At 60.1% G+C, this 15,744-nt stretch carries 22 protein-coding genes; 12 read left to right on the forward strand and 10 right to left on the reverse strand.

Annotation, left to right across the window (positions count from 1 at the left end):
* Nucleotides 1–126: 126 nt before the first annotated feature.
* Nucleotides 127–690, reverse strand: coding sequence for a helix-turn-helix domain-containing protein (locus ACJ8HN_RS06615; protein ID WP_033638405.1), 564 nt, complete (start codon nucleotides 688–690; stop codon nucleotides 127–129).
* 115 nt (nucleotides 691–805) lie between these two features.
* On the opposite strand from ACJ8HN_RS06615, the gene ACJ8HN_RS06620 reads away from it, so the two are divergent.
* A complete protein-coding gene (locus ACJ8HN_RS06620) occupies nucleotides 806–1,993 on the forward strand; it encodes a benzoate/H(+) symporter BenE family transporter (RefSeq protein WP_442523200.1) in 1,188 nt (395 codons plus the stop codon).
* A 100-nt stretch (nucleotides 1,994–2,093) separates the two neighbouring features.
* The gene (locus ACJ8HN_RS06625) at nucleotides 2,094–2,597 is read left to right on the forward strand and encodes a cupin domain-containing protein (RefSeq protein WP_033638403.1); all 504 of its coding nucleotides are present in this window, start codon (nucleotides 2,094–2,096) and stop codon (nucleotides 2,595–2,597) included.
* On the opposite strand, the gene ACJ8HN_RS06630 is transcribed toward ACJ8HN_RS06625, so the two are convergent.
* Nucleotides 2,562–3,416, reverse strand: coding sequence for an aminoglycoside phosphotransferase family protein (locus ACJ8HN_RS06630; RefSeq protein WP_060420865.1), 855 nt, complete (start codon nucleotides 3,414–3,416; stop codon nucleotides 2,562–2,564). The genes ACJ8HN_RS06625 and ACJ8HN_RS06630 overlap by 36 nt on opposite strands.
* A gap of 182 nt (nucleotides 3,417–3,598) precedes the next feature.
* Here ACJ8HN_RS06630 and ACJ8HN_RS06635 point away from each other — a divergent pair, with 182 nt between their 5' ends.
* Nucleotides 3,599–3,979 carry a RidA family protein gene (locus ACJ8HN_RS06635; RefSeq protein ID WP_041037983.1) on the forward strand — a complete coding sequence of 127 codons (381 nt, stop codon included), beginning with the start codon at nucleotides 3,599–3,601 and terminating at the stop codon, nucleotides 3,977–3,979.
* A gap of 7 nt (nucleotides 3,980–3,986) precedes the next feature.
* On the opposite strand, the gene ACJ8HN_RS06640 is transcribed toward ACJ8HN_RS06635, so the two are convergent.
* Nucleotides 3,987–4,367 carry a nuclear transport factor 2 family protein gene (locus ACJ8HN_RS06640; RefSeq protein WP_033638401.1) on the reverse strand — a complete coding sequence of 127 codons (381 nt, stop codon included), beginning with the start codon at nucleotides 4,365–4,367 and terminating at the stop codon, nucleotides 3,987–3,989.
* Between the two features lie 275 nt (nucleotides 4,368–4,642).
* On the opposite strand from ACJ8HN_RS06640, the gene ACJ8HN_RS06645 reads away from it, so the two are divergent.
* Nucleotides 4,643–4,912 carry a hypothetical protein gene (locus ACJ8HN_RS06645; RefSeq protein ID WP_004938382.1) on the forward strand — a complete coding sequence of 90 codons (270 nt, stop codon included), beginning with the start codon at nucleotides 4,643–4,645 and terminating at the stop codon, nucleotides 4,910–4,912.
* Here ACJ8HN_RS06645 and ACJ8HN_RS06650 read toward each other — a convergent pair.
* Entirely contained in the window at nucleotides 4,909–5,301 is a 393-nt protein-coding gene (locus ACJ8HN_RS06650; RefSeq protein WP_033638399.1) for a nuclear transport factor 2 family protein, read from the reverse strand. The genes ACJ8HN_RS06645 and ACJ8HN_RS06650 overlap by 4 nt on opposite strands.
* Before the next feature lie 201 nt (nucleotides 5,302–5,502).
* On the opposite strand from ACJ8HN_RS06650, the gene ACJ8HN_RS06655 reads away from it, so the two are divergent.
* The 5 genes from ACJ8HN_RS06655 to gstA all read left to right on the forward strand — a co-directional run bounded on the left by ACJ8HN_RS06655 (nucleotide 5,503) and on the right by gstA (nucleotide 8,501).
* Nucleotides 5,503–6,198 carry an HD domain-containing protein gene (locus ACJ8HN_RS06655; RefSeq protein ID WP_079656471.1) on the forward strand — a complete coding sequence of 232 codons (696 nt, stop codon included), beginning with the start codon at nucleotides 5,503–5,505 and terminating at the stop codon, nucleotides 6,196–6,198.
* 95 nt (nucleotides 6,199–6,293) lie between these two features.
* Complete coding sequence (locus ACJ8HN_RS06660) at nucleotides 6,294–6,557, forward strand: DUF3811 domain-containing protein (protein ID WP_004938373.1); 264 nt, start codon at nucleotides 6,294–6,296, stop codon at nucleotides 6,555–6,557.
* 112 nt (nucleotides 6,558–6,669) lie between these two features.
* Nucleotides 6,670–6,813, forward strand: coding sequence for a hypothetical protein (locus tag ACJ8HN_RS06665; RefSeq protein WP_154610398.1), 144 nt, complete (start codon nucleotides 6,670–6,672; stop codon nucleotides 6,811–6,813).
* A gap of 105 nt (nucleotides 6,814–6,918) precedes the next feature.
* Nucleotides 6,919–7,803, forward strand: a complete 885-nt coding sequence (gene dapA, locus ACJ8HN_RS06670) for a 4-hydroxy-tetrahydrodipicolinate synthase (protein WP_060425717.1) — start codon at nucleotides 6,919–6,921, stop codon at nucleotides 7,801–7,803.
* A 92-nt stretch (nucleotides 7,804–7,895) separates the two neighbouring features.
* On the forward strand, nucleotides 7,896–8,501 hold the full coding sequence (gene gstA, locus ACJ8HN_RS06675) for a glutathione transferase GstA (protein ID WP_033638396.1): 606 nt from the start codon (nucleotides 7,896–7,898) through the stop codon (nucleotides 8,499–8,501).
* Nucleotides 8,502–8,540: 39 nt separating this feature from the next.
* On the opposite strand, the gene pdxY is transcribed toward gstA, so the two are convergent.
* From pdxY to anmK, 5 genes are all read right to left on the reverse strand, one after another.
* On the reverse strand, nucleotides 8,541–9,401 hold the full coding sequence (pdxY, locus tag ACJ8HN_RS06680; RefSeq protein ID WP_442523201.1) for a pyridoxal kinase PdxY: 861 nt from the start codon (nucleotides 9,399–9,401) through the stop codon (nucleotides 8,541–8,543).
* Between the two features lie 83 nt (nucleotides 9,402–9,484).
* Nucleotides 9,485–10,759 carry a tyrosine--tRNA ligase gene (tyrS, locus tag ACJ8HN_RS06685; protein ID WP_033648189.1) on the reverse strand — a complete coding sequence of 425 codons (1,275 nt, stop codon included), beginning with the start codon at nucleotides 10,757–10,759 and terminating at the stop codon, nucleotides 9,485–9,487.
* A 138-nt stretch (nucleotides 10,760–10,897) separates the two neighbouring features.
* Nucleotides 10,898–11,551 (reverse strand): pyridoxamine 5'-phosphate oxidase, encoded by a 654-nt coding sequence (gene pdxH, locus ACJ8HN_RS06690; protein WP_033648477.1) that lies wholly within the window; start codon nucleotides 11,549–11,551, stop codon nucleotides 10,898–10,900.
* A gap of 89 nt (nucleotides 11,552–11,640) precedes the next feature.
* Complete coding sequence (locus ACJ8HN_RS06695) at nucleotides 11,641–11,943, reverse strand: MliC family protein (RefSeq protein WP_004931294.1); 303 nt, start codon at nucleotides 11,941–11,943, stop codon at nucleotides 11,641–11,643.
* Between the two features lie 45 nt (nucleotides 11,944–11,988).
* A complete protein-coding gene (gene anmK, locus ACJ8HN_RS06700; protein WP_033638392.1) occupies nucleotides 11,989–13,110 on the reverse strand; it encodes an anhydro-N-acetylmuramic acid kinase in 1,122 nt (373 codons plus the stop codon).
* A 358-nt stretch (nucleotides 13,111–13,468) separates the two neighbouring features.
* Here anmK and ACJ8HN_RS06705 point away from each other — a divergent pair, with 358 nt between their 5' ends.
* On the forward strand, nucleotides 13,469–13,933 hold the full coding sequence (locus tag ACJ8HN_RS06705) for a glycine zipper 2TM domain-containing protein (RefSeq protein ID WP_033638390.1): 465 nt from the start codon (nucleotides 13,469–13,471) through the stop codon (nucleotides 13,931–13,933).
* 92 nt (nucleotides 13,934–14,025) lie between these two features.
* Here the strand turns inward: ACJ8HN_RS06705 and slyA are convergent, their stop codons facing one another.
* On the reverse strand, nucleotides 14,026–14,457 hold the full coding sequence (gene slyA / locus ACJ8HN_RS06710; RefSeq protein WP_004931301.1) for a transcriptional regulator SlyA: 432 nt from the start codon (nucleotides 14,455–14,457) through the stop codon (nucleotides 14,026–14,028).
* Nucleotides 14,458–14,637: 180 nt separating this feature from the next.
* Between slyA and ACJ8HN_RS06715 the strand changes: the two genes are divergently transcribed.
* Both ACJ8HN_RS06715 and ACJ8HN_RS06720 read left to right on the forward strand, forming a co-directional pair.
* Complete coding sequence (locus ACJ8HN_RS06715) at nucleotides 14,638–14,874, forward strand: DUF1656 domain-containing protein (RefSeq protein ID WP_049234481.1); 237 nt, start codon at nucleotides 14,638–14,640, stop codon at nucleotides 14,872–14,874.
* A 3-nt stretch (nucleotides 14,875–14,877) separates the two neighbouring features.
* Nucleotides 14,878–15,741, forward strand: coding sequence for an efflux RND transporter periplasmic adaptor subunit (locus ACJ8HN_RS06720; RefSeq protein WP_033648187.1), 864 nt, complete (start codon nucleotides 14,878–14,880; stop codon nucleotides 15,739–15,741).
* The last annotated feature ends 3 nt before the right edge of the window (nucleotides 15,742–15,744 follow it).

Raw genomic sequence — 15,744 nt, forward strand, 5'->3', positions numbered from 1 at the left:
TCAAGCTCCTTTTGAGTCGGCTGCAACGCCGCCCCGTCATGGGCGACAGCCTGTGAAATAAGAGTCATTTTCAACAAGGTAGGCGTTTGGCGGCGCGGAGTCAAAGCCCACGGCCGCCGCGTTGAGTCAGGATTGAGGATAGTGGATCAGATCGTGGATACGCACCGTTTGTGAACTGGCGTTGCGGTAAGCGTGCGGCCGATCGGCCTGAAAGCGCATCGCCTCGCCGGCGGCCAGGCTGTGCCATTCGCCGTCTATCGCCAACTCCAACCGGCCACTGATCACGATGACATGCTCGATCACGCCCGGCTCATGGGGCGACGACTCGCTGAGCGCGCCCGGCGCAAGATCGATGACGAACATATCGAAACCCAGCTGGCGATCGTAGGGAAACAACGGCACCACGCGCATGTCGGCGTTGTCCTGATCGTAGACCGGCAGATCGCCGTAGCGGTGCAGCGTCGCCTGCTGCTGCGCGGGAGAAGCCTCGAGAAAGGCGGAGAACGCCACGTTGAAACCGGTGGCGATCTTCCACAGTGTCGCCACCGTCGGGCTGGATTCGCCGCGTTCGATCTGCCCGAGCATCGCCTTGCTGACGCCGGTGTATTCCGCCGCCTGCGTCAGGCTCCAACCGCGCTGTGCGCGCAGCGTGCGAAGGGTGTGTGCCAAATGGCCGGCAAGTTCCTGCATCCAGTTCTCCTCTGCGTGTCGAGCCCGATTATACCCGCTTGTGCGCTATAGCGCACGGTGCTATGCTGATTTCTCATCGTGCGTTATAACGCACAATCACCGATTGGAGCTTCTCATGCGCCCAGCCCTCTCCCTGCGCTATCTGACCCTGCCCGCCGTCATGGCCGGCTTTGTCGCCGTTCTGGTGGGTTACACCAGCTCTGCCGCAATCATTTTCCAGGCCGCCGCCGCCGCGGGCGCCACGCCGGCGCAGATCGGCGGCTGGCTGAGCGCGCTGGGGATCGCGATGGGCGTCACCTCGCTGGGACTGTCGCTTTACTACCGTACCCCGATCCTCACCGCCTGGTCGACGCCCGGCGCGGCGCTGCTGGTCACCAGCCTGCCCGGCACGCCGATCAACGAGGCGATCGGGGTGTTTATCTTCGCTTCCGGCCTGATCCTGCTGTGCGGCGTCACCGGGCTGTTCGCCCGCCTGATGGACTATATTCCGCAGGCGATTTCCGCCGCGATGCTGGCGGGGATCCTGCTGCGTTTCGGGCTGGACGCCTTCGCTTCGCTACAGCTCAATTTCCCGCTGAGCGCCGGCATGGGGCTGGCCTATCTGCTCAGCCGCCGTTATCTGCCGCGCTACGCCATCGTGCTGACGCTGGCGGCCGGGCTGGCGATCGCCGCGCTGCAGGGCAATATCCAGCCGGCACAACACGCGCCGGCGTTTGCCATGCCGAAATTTATCGCGCCGCACTTCAGCTGGCCGACGCTGCTGGGCATCGGCGTGCCGTTCTTCGTGGTGACCATGGCTTCGCAGAATGCGCCTGGCATCGCCACGCTGCAGGCGGCGGGCTACCGCGTCCCCACCTCACCGCTGATCGCCTGGACGGCGCTCACCGCGCTGCTGCTGGCGCCGTTCGGCGGATTCTCGGTGTGCATCGCCGCGATCACCGCCGCCATCTGCATGGGCCCGGACGTGCATCCCGATCCGCAGCGCCGCTATATGGGCGCGGTGGCCGCCGGCGGCTTCTACCTGTTGGCCGGGCTGTTCGGCGGCGCCATCGGCCTGCTGTTTAGCGCGCTGCCGGTCGCCCTGATCCACACCATCGCCGGGCTGGCGCTGCTCGGCACCATCGGCGGCAGCCTGCAGCGCGCGCTGCATGATGAGAAACAGCGCGACGCGGCGCTGATCGCCTTCCTCATCACCGCCTCCGGCGTCACGTTACTGGGCATCGGTTCGGCCTTCTGGGGCATCGTCGGCGGCGCGATCGCCCATCTGCTGCTGTCGCTGCCGCAGCGAACAAGCCAAGCATAACGGGCGGTCTACATTGACAAGTGCCGCCATGGCGCCTTCACTTTCTCTGTCGTCTTGAGATCAATTCACAAAATAAGTGACGCCGTCACCAAGGAAGCCTATGACTGAGAAAGCTGCGCTGTTGGCTCAGCGCCTGATACGCAATGTCGAACGAGTAGATAAGCGGCACGATCGGCGGCCGCCGCTGTATGACAGCGTCGGCGCTCGCCTCGGCACCGGCACCGCCGCCGACAAGCTGGGCGCCTCTTTCGATTGTGTCGCGCCGGGTATGCGCTCCTGCCCCTACCATTTTCACTACGCTCAGGAGGAAATGTTCATCATTCTGGAAGGCAGCGGTACGCTGCGGGTGGCCGGAGAAATGCTGCCGATCGTCAGCGGGGATGTCATCTTCATTCCGCCGGGCCCGGAATACCCGCACCAGATCATCAACACCTCCGATGCGCCGCTGAAGTACCTGTCCGTCAGCACGCGCGAGCAGCCGGAGCTGGTGATGTACCCGGATTCCGGCAAATACCAGGCGATGGCGCGCGGCGCAGACGGCCAGCAGGTGCGCTACCTGCAGCGCCCTTCAACCTCGCTCGATTACTGGCAGGATGAACCCTGAGTCGCCGCCCGGCAGCGGGAGATCCAGCGCGCGCGCCGCCAGCTCGGCGACGCGAAAGTCGATGTCCGCCGCCTGCCCGTCTTCCATGAACCAGGCGGCGGACAGCCCCGACCAGGCCAGGATCCATTGCAGCAAGCGCCGGCGCTCCAGCCCGGCCAAGCGACAGACCTGTTCCACGCGGCGCTGGAAAATGGCCGGATCGGTGGCGATGCCATAGTTGGGATTGCAGAAGATATTGGCGTAGTCGAAGCCCCGTTCGCCATACAAACGCTTGGGATCGATCGCCAGCCAGCCGCGTTCGCCGAAGTCCAGCACGTTGTCATGGTGAATATCGCCGTGCAGCACGCTCTCTTCTCGCGGGCTGTGCAGCAATTCTGCCGCCGCCGTGGCACAGAGACGCAGCATGCCGCCGTGCGCCTGCGCCGCCGGCCACAGTGAGCTGAACCACTCCTGCAGCGGGATCAGCTCGGGCAACGGTTCCGCTCGCGGCGCATGCAAGGCGGCGATCGCCCGGCACAGGATTTGCGTGGCCTGCTCATCGTCGCCGTCACGCACCAGCTGCGCCAACGAGCCTTCACCCTGCGCGCGCTCCAGCAGAATGCCGTCGTCATGCCACGCCAGCACCTGCGCGGCGCCTTTCCCACGCCACCAGCACATCAGTTGGCCACCGAAGCGCTCCTCCTGCTCGCGGGCGATCTTCAGCATCGCCGCCTCGCCCCGGTAACGCACCGGCATCAGCAGACTGCTGTGGGTTTCGAAGGCTTTGCCGTCCTGTTCCAGTTGCCAGCGTTGCAGGTAGGGAGTAAAAAGCGGGTTCATCGTCTCATGCGTCCTTGTGGCCGAGCTGCGCCACACTGTCACATTCTGGTGAGAGAGGGCGTATAAAATAAAGAGGGATGATACTCTCAAATATCATCGGTGCGCGGCGTCTGGCCGCCGTTTCCTCAGTATCCTAACCAAGTTTGTCGATTTTATTAACCGGTCTTGCGCGGGGTTTGATCATGACATCATTAAAACGCACGAATTATCCGCAGTTGCCTACGCCGGGCGGCCCCTATGTGCATGCGGTGCGCCACGGCGATCGCCTGTACGTGTCGGGATTGACGGCCTTCGCCACCGACGCGCAAGGCTTGAGCGCGCCGGAGCAAACGCAGGAGATCCTCGAGCAGTTAGCCACTATCGCCGCCAGCGAAGGCGTTAATCTTAAAGCGTTGATTAAAATCAGCGTGTTCCTGACCGACATCGCCGATCTGGCGGGCGTGCGCCCGGTGCTGTTTGACTATTTCGATGGCGCGCTGCCGGCCTGTTCACTGATGGCGGTCAGCGCGTTGTTTTCACCGCAGGTGTGCGTAGAGATAGAAGCGGTGATGGCGTTGCAATAATGCGCGGCTAGAGCGCGCCCTCATCCGGCACGCAGGGGCCGATCTTGAACCAGGCTTTGGCGATCCGCCCCTGCTCCACTTCGTAAATGGCGATGACATCCATTTTGCCACGCCCCTGCGGGAAGTTCCGTGTCACCACTTCCTGATCGACCACCATGTTCCCCACCGCCATGCGTTTTATCCGTTCACCGTACAGACTTGGCTCCTGGAAACGCACCAGATGCCGTTCGCGGATCGCCGCCTTGCCGCTGGCCAGCAGCGTGTCGGGATGCTCGTAATACTGCGCGTCGTCCGCCCAGCAGGCCATGAAGGCGTCGATGTCGCGGGCGTTATAGGCGTCAAGCTGTTGCTGAACCACATCCTGCGGGCGTGCCGTTTTATCGTTCATCACATCCTCCTGCCGAAGTTAACCGCCGCATGTATCGAACCCATCACGTTAACCGCCCGGTGCTGCAGCTTGATGACACGGCGAATGTTGAATAAAAACCCAAAAATAGCGAATAAATAACCTACCACGCCCAATGGACAATTCAAGCGTCCGGCATAAATTTTCTGCCCCGCGCCAGCGGCGGGGAAAACCGCATGGCACCGCACGTTAATCTTTGCGGCGGTTAGGGAAATTCTGCTAATTTAGCGTGAACAGCCTGATGATAACGAAACGCTATGCAGCAAAAACCGGTGTTGGACGAAGCCAGACAGTTAAAGCGACTCAACGCCGCCACGCGGCGTCAATCCCATATGTATAAATGGATCGCGCTGATTGCGGCGCTGGATGCGCTGTTGGTGTTTTGGTATGACCGGGATATGCGCAACGTCACCTTCTCGGGAGCGGTTGCGCTGGTGTGCGGCTATCTGTGGATCCGCGATCGCAACAAGGCCCGGGGTTACCGGCGCGAGTTCGACCGCAAATTCGGCAAGCGCAGCGGCGATTAAGGCTGCATCGCTTCCAGCACTTTGGCGCTGTCGACGATCTGCACGAACTTCACGATTTTGCCGCCGCGCAGCGTATAAATATGCGCAAAGGAGGCGCTGAAAGATTTGCCGGTGGCCCGATAGGTACCGTGATAAAAACCTTGCGCGATCACATTGTCGCCGGCGTCGTAAAAGTGGTCGACGTCGGCGCGGTAACCTTGCCATTCGCTGCCCAGGCGCTGATGCACGTTCTTGATGATATTTTCCGGGCCGATATAGGTACCGGCGTAGGGGAAACCGGCGGCTTCGGTCCACTCGGCATCGGGGGCCAGCGCCGCCAGCAGATTACGGCCGTTTTCTTCGGAGCTGCCTTCATAGGTTGCGCGCACTATTTCAAGAGGGGTTGGCATATCTCTTCTCCCATGGCTGATGAGGATATTCCGGCCATCTCCGCGGACACAGGCTCTCACCAAGCGGAGACGGCGGAATGCGGCTATTCTAGGTTGCTTGTTTCGCTGCAAAAACCGCAGTTATGACAATAGTGGGTTGCACTTTAGTAAACAATAGCCGTTTTGCTGTCATTCTCCCGGCATCCGGCGCGGCTATGCTGATTGACCGATTTCCCCCAACAGGAGCTGAACGTGTCTTTACCCTCGCTGACGCAAGAGCTGTTACAACCTTTTTCCCCCTACCAGGCGCTGGCGCAAACGCTGTTGCCGCTCACCCTCGAGTCGGACGACGGTTCGCATGACGTGGCGCATCTGCACCGGGTCTGGAAGAACTGCCGCCGGATCAGCAAGCTGGAAGGCGGCGACCGGCGCATTCTCTGTGCGGCGGTGCTGCTGCACGACGCCGTCGCGGTGGAAAAGAATTCGCCGCAGCGCCATCTGGCCTCACGCATGGCGGCGGAGCAAGCCACGCTGACGCTGACCCGGCTGGAATGGGCGCCGGCGGATATCGCGGCGGTTGCTCACGCCATCGAAGCGCACAGTTTTTCCGCCGGCATCCCCCCGCAAACGCTGGAGGCGAAGATCCTGCAGGATGCCGATCGCCTCGACGCCATCGGCCTGATCGGCGTGGCGCGCTGCTTCTATATCGGCGGCCGCATGCGCAGCGCGCTGTACGACGCCGCCGACCCGCGGGCCGAACATCGCCAATACGACGACAAGCGTTTCAGCCTGGATCACTTCGAAACCAAGCTGTTCAAACTGCAAGACGGCTTCCAGACCGCTGCCGGGCGGCACATGGCCGAGCAGCGCACCGAACGCATGCGGCGCTTTGTCGACGATCTGCTGGAAGAGGTGTAATGCCGGCTTACCAGGCATTTTCGTTATGCCCATAACATTTTCGGTCACATAACGCCGCTAAACTGTAGGTCAACTTCACCGAACGGGCGGCAAAGATGAAAAAGTTGACGTTGAAAGAGATGACGGAAAGCGAACAGCGGGAAGTGAAAACCGAACTGGACAAGGCGCGCAAGAGCCACGGCAGGCCGCTGACCAACGCCGAACAGCACAAGGTCAAGGATGAAGTGGTGGCGCGCATCATGGCCGCCAGAGCGAAGCTCGCCAAGGCGGAGCGTGCAGAACGCAAGGCCAACCGCTATCGGCCGAGCGGCGACACCTTCAGTTGGTCCGCCACCATCGGCTCCCGCCCGCCGCGCTGAGCCGGCCAAACTCTCCCCGCCGCTGCGGGGATTTTTATTTATTAGCCAAACTCATCCTCGCTACCGAATCATGAATAACAATGTTATCAATCTGTTGTAAATTGACAGCCTGATGAAGAATATTCATTATCACCCCACTTTCCCTTTTCACGAGACCGCCATGGCCTACCCACGCAACGCTGACATGCTGATGACGCCCGCGTTGCCCGTTGGCGGTTTGGCGGCGGTTAAATCGAAGAAACAGACGCTCATTTGACCGGGGCGAGCTGTCCCGTCAGATGAGCTGACTGGATGGCGCGCAACGCCCCGCCTTCAATTTTCTCATCTGGCTTCTCTGTCGGTCACACAGAAGGAATATTTTATGGCCTCATTTTCGGGTATTTGGGTGGCGATGGTTACCCCTTTCAATCACGATGCCGTCGATTTGCCGGCGGTGAAACGCCTGGCGCGGCACCTGCTCGACGCCGGCATCAATGGCCTGGTGGTCTGCGGCTCCACCGGTGAAGCCGCCGCGCTGAGCAAAGAAGAACAGCTGGCGGTACTCGACGCCGTGCTGGAAGTGGCGCCCGCACACCAGGTCGTGATGGGCCTTTCCGGCAATAACATGGCCGCCACGCTGCAGATGCAGCAGGCCATTCAGCTGCGCGACATCGCCGGCGTGCTGATCCCGGCACCTTACTACATTCGCCCTTCGCAATGCGGCCTGATCGATTATTTCACCCAGTTGGCCGACGCCTCCAGCGTGCCGGTGATCCTGTACAACATTCCGCAGCGCACCGGCATCGCCATGGAGCTGGCCACATTGCGCCGGCTCGCGCGCCATCCGCGCATCACCGCCATCAAGGACTGCGGCGGCAATCCTGACGCCACCATGGCGCTGATCGCCGACGGCGAAATCGATGTGATGACCGGGGAAGACAATCTGATCCTCACCACGCTGTGCCTCGGCGGCACCGGCGCCATCTCCGCCGCCGCGCATGTTCACCCGGAACGTTTCGTGCAGCTGGTGCAGCAGGTCGCCGCCGGCGATTTGGCCGCGGCGCGCAGCAACTTCTATGAGCTGCTGCCGATGATCCACCAGATGTTCAGCTTCCCGAATCCGGCGCCGGTCAAGACGGTGCTGGCTCAGCAGGGGCTGATCGCCAACGAGCTGCGCTCGCCGATGCAGGTAGCGCCGCAGGCGTTGCAACAGCAGATCGCCGGAACGCTGGCGCAGCTGCAGCCCGCCGAGGCGATCATCGGTTAAATTTGTTAGCTAAGCCGCTGTAATTTTGGCGCTATGGGACTACGATGAGAGGTTAAGCATGCCCGTCATTCGTCATCAACAAGGAGCTTCCGATGAAACTGTTCTATAAAGCCGGCGCCTGTTCGCTGTCCCCGCATATCGTGCTGCGTGAGGCAGGGCTGGATTTTACGGCGGAGAAGGTCGATCTGGCGCAGAAGAAGACCGAGAGCGGCGCCGATTACCTCGCCATCAACCCCAAGGGACAGGTACCGGCGCTGCTGCTGGATGACGGCAGCCTGCTGACCGAAGGCGTGGCGATCGTGCAATACCTGGCGGACCGCGTGCCCGATCGCAACCTGATCCCGGCAGCGGGCACCCTGTCGCGCTACCACGCGATCGAATGGCTGAACTACATCGCCACCGAACTGCACAAAGGGTTCAGCCCGCTGTTCAACCCGAAAACGCCCGAGGAATACCAAACCATCGCGCGCGCCAAGCTGGAGCAGCAGTTCAGCTATCTGGATTCGGTGCTGGCGAAGCAGCACTTCCTGTTGGGAAGCCGTTTCAGCGTAGCCGACGCCTACCTGTTCACCGTGTTGCGTTGGGCGTTCGCCCTGCAGTTCGACGTGCGCAAGCACGCCCATCTGGCGGCCTGGTTCGATCGCGTTGCGGCGCGCCCGGCGGTAGATGCGGCGCTGAACGCCGAAGGATTGAAGTAAAGTTTCAGCCCCGGCGGCTGTCGCCGGGGCTCGATGCACTTACAGCTTTACCGCTTTGAATTCGCTGAGCGGCTGCACGATCCGATCCTGCGCCGCCACCACCTGCAGTTCGTATTCGCCCATCTCCTGCGTGGTCAGCATCACCTCATACACGGCGGCGGTCACGTGCTCCAGCGCTTTGTCCAGCGCCTCGCCCTTCAGCAGATCCACCAGCAGCAGACCGCTGGTCAAATCACCGACGCCGACCGGTTGACGCGCGCCGAAGTCCACCAGCGGCCGGCTGATGTGCCAGGCCTCGTCCGTCGTCACCAGCAGCATTTCGAAGCAGTCGGCGTGATAGCCGGCGCGGGCCAGGTGCTTGACCAGCACCAGCCGCGGCCCCTTGGCGATCAGCACGCGGGCGGCCTGCACCGCATCGGCCACGTTGGCGACGGCCATCTGGCTCAGCATCTCCAACTCCAGCAGGTTCGGCGCCACCATGTCGCTGCACGGCAGCGCCTGGCGGCAGTGAAACTCGGCCACGCCCGGCGCCACGATGCAGCCCTTTTCCGGATGCCCCATCACCGGATCGCAGAAATACCAGGCGTTCGGGTTCGCCTGCTTAACCTGACGCACGATCTCCAGAATATGGTCGCCCTGCTCCGGCGAACCGATATAACCGCTCAGCACCGCATCACAGCGTTGCAGTTGCTCGATATTGGCAATACCCTGCGCGATCTCGGTCAGGTGGCTGGCAGGCATGACGCAGCCGGTCCACTGGCCGTATTGCGTATGGTTGGAGAACTGCACCGTGTTCAGCGGCCAGACATTGACGCCCATGCGGCGCATCGGGAATTCAGCCGCACTGTTGCCGGCGTGACCAAACACCACGTGCGACTGGATAGAAAGAATGTTTTTCATCGACAGAACTCGTTCGGAATACCGCAGCCGGGCGGCTGCGCAAAAATAAAGGGGCCACCAGGGCCCCTTACCGTCATTATTCGTTACTGCCAATCCACCAGGCAGTAGTGTTTCTTGCCGCGGCGCAGCAGCGTGTAGCGGCCGAACAGACGGTCCGCATCGCTGAAGCGGTATTCGGCATCCGATTGTTTCTCGCCGTTGATGGTCACCGCGTTGGAGCCGATCATGGTGCGCGCCTGGCCGCGTGACGGCACCAGTTCGGCATTCACCAGCGCCTGCTGCAGATCGGCGTCGCGCTCCAGTTTAATGGTCGGCATGCCGTCCTGCGCCAGTTGGGCGAAGTCCGCTTCGGTCATGTCGTGCAGCGCGCCGGAGAACAGGCTCTGAGTGATGCGCTTGGCGGCCGCCAGGCCTTCCGCACCGTGCACCATGCCGGTCACTTCTTCCGCCAGCACGTACTGGGCGCGCGGCGCCTTGCCGCTGTTCTTGTCTTCTTCCTCCAGCGCGTTGATGTCTTCCAGGCTCATGAAGGTGAAGAACTTCAGGAAACGGTAAACGTCGGCGTCGGCGGTGTTGATCCAGAACTGGTAGAACTTGTACGGGCTGGTTTTTTCCGGCGCCAGCCAGACCGCGCCGCCTTCGGTTTTACCGAACTTGGTGCCGTCTGCTTTGGTGATCAACGGCACGGTCAGGCCGAACACCTGCTTCTGGTGCTGACGACGCGTCAGATCGATGCCTGAGGTGATGTTGCCCCACTGATCGGAACCGCCGATCTGCAGCTCCACCTGGTGGCGGTTATACAGCTCGGAGAAATCGTAGCCCTGCAGCAGGTTATAAGAGAACTCGGTGAAGGAGATGCCGGAGTCGTCGCGATTCAGGCGCTGCTTGACCGCTTCCTTGTTGATCATCTGGTTGACGGAAAAGTGCTTGCCGATGTCACGCAGGAAGGTCAGCACGTTCATGCCGCCGAACCAGTCGTAGTTGTTGGCCGCGATAGCGCTGTTGCTGCCGCAGTCGAAATCGAGGAACGGGGAAACCTGCTTGCGGATCTTCTCGACCCACTCGTTCACCGTATCGGTGGTGTTCAGCTTGCGCTCCGCCGCTTTGAAGCTCGGATCGCCGATGAGGCCAGTGGCGCCGCCCACCAGTGCTACCGGCTTGTGGCCGGCCAGCTGGAAGCGCTTCAGGCACAACAGAGGAACCAGATGGCCCAAATGCAAGCTGTCAGCGGTCGGATCGAAACCGCAATACAGTGCAATTGGCCCTTGCGCCAGTCGCTCCGCTAACGCTTCCTCATCCGTAACCTGGGCAACGAGGCCCCGCTCTTGCAGTTGTTTAATCAAGTTGCTGCTTGCCATCAATGACTCCATGTATAAACGAATGCACCTTTGCCGGTACACGGCCTTTCGCCCAGTGGCGAAATAAAAATTCAGGGTAGCGCATAGAATAAAGCGCCGGCGGCGTCAGCACCAGCGCTTAGAGGGGATTTTCCGTCTTCAGGGTGCCAGTCGGTCAATTTTCCAGTCATTCCCGTCCCGCTGATACAGGAAACGGTCATGCAGGCGATGGGCGCCGCCCTGCCAGAACTCGACGGAGTCAAATTTCACGCGGAATCCGCCCCAGAAACTCGGCAACGGCACCTCGCCCTGCTGGAACTTCTGCTTCAGCTCAAGGAATTTGCTTTCCAGTACGCCGCGCGCGGAAATGCGTGACGACTGCTGCGACACCCAGGCGCCGATCTGGCTGTCTTTCGGCCGGCTGTTGAAATACTTCAGCACTTCTAGGGTCGACAGGCGCTCCGCCTGCCCGAGGAAAATCACCTGGCGATCGAGCATGTGCCAGGGGAACAGCAGGCTGATATGCGGGTTATGCGCCAGCTGCTGCGCCTTGCGGCTGCCGAGGTTGGTGTAGAACACCAGCCCCTGCTCATCGAAGTGCTTCAGCAGCACGATGCGTTGATAAGGCTGGCCGTGTTCGTCGACGGTCGCGACGCACATGGCGGTGGGATCGGCCAGGCGCGCGTCGCAGGCCTGTTTCAACCAACGCTCGAACAGTTCGAGCGGGTTGGCGGTAAGATCGTTGCGGCGCAGGCCGCCTCGGGTGTATTCACGGCGCAGGTCCGCAACATCAAACTCACTCTTTTCAATCATCTGGGTTATCGACCAACTGAAAAAATCCGTCGTTACATTCTGCGCCTGCGGCGTCAGGAACTCAATCGCTCCGACGCCGCCGTCGACCTTCACTCCGTCAACACGCAGTCGCTCATGACTACCTTGCCGTTGCGCTCAAGATAGGCGTTACGGTCTTTCGACCAAAAAGTGTATTTGCCGTCGCTGTATTTGGCGCCGGTCAACGCCAGCACCTGCTTGAGATGCAGCTGTTCGCCGTCCATCAGCAGGCTGACTTCGCTCGCCTTGCCGTCAAGCGCCACCGTCAGCGGCGTGGTGCCGCACTGGTAGTGCATCGTCTGGCTGCTTTGCGGCAGGATGTAGCTGCAGCCGGACAGCGCCAGCGCGCCGGCGACGAAAATGACTTTTTTCATGCTGTTGCTCCTTAGAAAAATCCTTCACAGGCTATCCTAACAGAGCTAACGGGCCCCCAATGGCAAAACCGGATAAATCCCACCCAACACCGTTTCACGGCTGGCGCCGGTCACCGAAGGCAGATTGCCGGCCTGGCCGGACAGCGTGCGGAAGGCCAGCCAGGCAAAGGCCAGCGCCTCCATGTCGTCGCCGCTGACGCCAAAATCGTCGGTCAGCCCGACCTCCGTGCCCGGCAGCAGCGCCGACAGGCGCGCCATCAGCAGCGTGTTGCGCGCCCCGCCGCCGCAGACCAACAGGCGCTCGCACCCGCCGGCCAGCAATACCTGCTCGCTGATGCTGACCGCGGTCAGCTCCGTGAGCGTGGCCTGCACGTCGACCGGCGCAATCGCCGGCAATCCGGCCAGCTGCCGCTCCAGCCAGGCGATATTGAAATACTCGCGGCCGGTGCTTTTCGGCGCCGGCAGCGCGAAGTACGGATCCGCCAGCATCTGCTGCAACAGCGGCAAGCAGACTCGCCCCTGCATCGCCCAGCCGCCGTCCTGATCGTAAGGCTGCGCGCGGTGGCGCCATACCCAGGCGTCCATCAGCATGTTGCCCGGCCCGGTATCGAAACCGCGCACCGGCGTACCGGGCAACAGCAGAGAAAGGTTGGCGATGCCGCCGACGTTCAGCACCATGCGCCGCTCGACGGGATGCCCCAGCAGCGCCTGATGAAACGCCGGCACCAGCGGCGCGCCCTGCCCGCCGTAGGCCATGTCGCGCCGGCGGAAATCGCCGACGGTAGTGATATCGGTCAGCGCGGCGATGCGGTTGTTATCACCGAGCTGCATCGAGAAACGCGCGTCACCCTCCGGTTCGTGCCACACCGTCTGGCCGTGGCACCCGATGGCGGTGATCTGCTCAGCGCCGATGCCGGTTTGCTTCAGCAGGCCGAGCACCGCCTCGCCGAACAACGTGCCCAGCTGCGCGTCCAGCCGGCCGACGGCGGCCAACGTGGTTTGCTGCCCTTGGCACATGCCCAGGATCTCTTTTTTCAACGCCATCGGCATCGGATGGCTATAGCTGGCCTGCTGCGCCACCATGCGATCGTCGATCGCGGCCAATACCACATCGATTCCGTCCAGACTGGTGCCGGACATGACGCCTATATAGCGGCCTGACTTCATAGCAACATCCTCTAACCCGCGCGGTAAGCAAAATTCATCCTGACAAATAAACCAGAATTGCCGGATTAACGCCATGAATTATGATGCTTTTTTTACGGTTCGTGAGCCAGATACCCCCGACGCCGCTGTGGCACGGGTTATGTGTTAAACCGTGCCATAACAGGCGACGGAATGTCGCCAAGGCTGTCATAAAGGTAAACCGCGGTTTATTATTGGTTGAACAGAGAAAAGTTAAGCTGCATGCAGCGATGAAGCATGGCGGTGTGTCAACTTTCAGCCATACTTTGTCTATCGTTTTCACTGAATCTTGCCTGGGGAGCATTACCAGGTTATGGACTACTACCATCAGGAGTTTTGTATGATCAAGCGTCTTCTCGTCGTTGCCGTCGCCGCCGTTACGCTGGCCGGCTGTGCCAATGAATCCATGTCCGGTGATGTCTACTCGTCCTCGCAGGCCAAGCAGGTGCAGAACGTCACCTACGGGACGCTGGTTTCCGTGCGTCCGGTTAAAATTCAGGGCGGCGAAGGCTCCAACGCCATGGGGATGATCGGCGGCGCGGTGATTGGCGGGCTGTTGGGCAACACCGTTGGCGGCGGCACCGGTCGTACGCTGGCTACCGCGGCGGGCGCTATCGCCGGCGGCGCGGCAGGTAACAGCATCGGTGAAGTGGCCGGCCGTACCTCCGGCTACGAGCTGGAGATCAAAACCGACCAGAAAGAGAACATCGTGGTGGTGCAGAAAGCGGGCGACACCAAGTTCAGCCCTGGCCAGCGCGTGCGCATGGCGCGCATGGGCGACACCATCACCGTTTCCCCGCTGTAAGCCAGCCGGCGACAAGCGGCAAACCGGAGGCAATCGCCTCCGGTTTTATTTCTGATGCTGTGAAACTGTAATCGTAGAAAATAAGAATATTATTATTTGTTCTGCAGTTCGGTGATATTTTGTTCTAACTTGCCAATCAGCCCTACCAACAGATGCACTTCGTCGGCGGTAATGCCGCTTAAAATCTCACTGCGCGTAGACGTGATCACACTGTCCACTTCCCTGATGATCGGATCGGCCGCTTCGGTCAGCTTGATGCGCTTCGCGCGGCGATCGTTGGCACAGGTGTGACGCGTGATCAGCCCTTTCTCCTCCAGTTGGTCCAGCGTACGGACCAGTGACGGTTGCTCGATACCGATCGCCTTGGCCAGCTGGATTTGCGACTGCTCCGGCGGCAAGCGATTGATATTGTGCAACGTGACCCAATGCGTTTGGGTCAGCTCCAACGGCTTGAGCCGATGATCGATGAGCGCGCGCCACACACGAACTAATCGTGCTAAATCTGAACCTAATGTTGACTCCACTTCCCCCTCCTTATAATTAGCATGCTAACATTACCTCCCAGAGCTTAGACTATTTTGGGTAACTCACATTAAAAACACAAATGTATATAATGTATATTGTGGAAATAGCCACTATTTTTAGCCGCTATTGTTTAATCGTTATGCAAATATTCAACATATTCACCCTTAGGGATTGTTAATGTGAATACATCATGGTTACACACCTCATCTCCCTTGCCCGATTTGGTCCTGGGAGCATCGCTTTATTTTCCACCTATATTTAAAGCTTTTTTACTAGGACTGCTCTTATGGCTGCTGATTCATCAGCTGCTGAGAGACTGGATGTATTCCGGTGAAATCTGGCATCCCATGTTGATGGACCTGTCCATTTTCGTTCTGACCGTCAGCGGTTCCTTATGGATTTTAGCGAGTTGGTAACCCATGCAGCATAAAACATTAAAATACTTCTCTACGGTGATCGTCTGCGCCATTGCCGTCTGCGCCGGTTGGTGGCTCTGGAATTATTATATGCAATCCCCATGGACCCGTGATGGAAAAGTGCGCGCCGAACTCGTCAATATCACCCCTGAAGTCTCTGGAAGATTAGAGAAAATAAGCGCGAATGACAATCAGTTCGTACCTGCGGGAAGTCTGATTTTTACCCTCGACCCGGTGCCCTACCAGATTGCGCTGGACAATGCCGAGGCCGCGGTGGCAAAAGCGCAATCCGATCTGGCCAAAGCGGACCACGAGGCTGCCCGCCGCCGCGGTTTAGCGCGTAACGTTATTTCCGCTGAAGATTTGGACGAGTCAAATTTAGCCGCGCAGGCAATGAAGGCCGCCTATAAAGCCGCCCTGGCCAATCTGGAACAGGCCAAATGGAATTTGAGCAAAACCAAAATTTACGCGCCAACCGACGGTTATATCACCAACCTGCAGGCGCGGGTCGGGAACTACGCCAACGCAGGTACGCCGCTGGTGGCGTTGGTGGATGTGCATTCGTTTTATGTGCTCGGTTATTTCGAAGAAACCAAGCTGAAGCATATAAAAGAAGGCAATAAAGCGGACATCGTTTTATATAACGGCAACACGCCGCTACAGGGGGAAGTAGAGAGCATCGGCCGCGCCATTTACGATCAGAGCGTTGACAGCAGCAACGATCTATTAATGGACGTTAAGCCTAATGTTCCTTGGGTGCGTTTGGCTCAGCGCGTGCCGGTACGGATAAAATTGCTCAACGTGCCCGCCGATTTGACGCTGGTCGCCGGCACCACCTGCACCATTTCGATTCATCAGCGGAACTAAAGT

Source organism: Serratia sp. CY29653, assembly GCF_052169255.1.
GTDB lineage: Bacteria > Pseudomonadota > Gammaproteobacteria > Enterobacterales > Enterobacteriaceae > Serratia > Serratia sarumanii.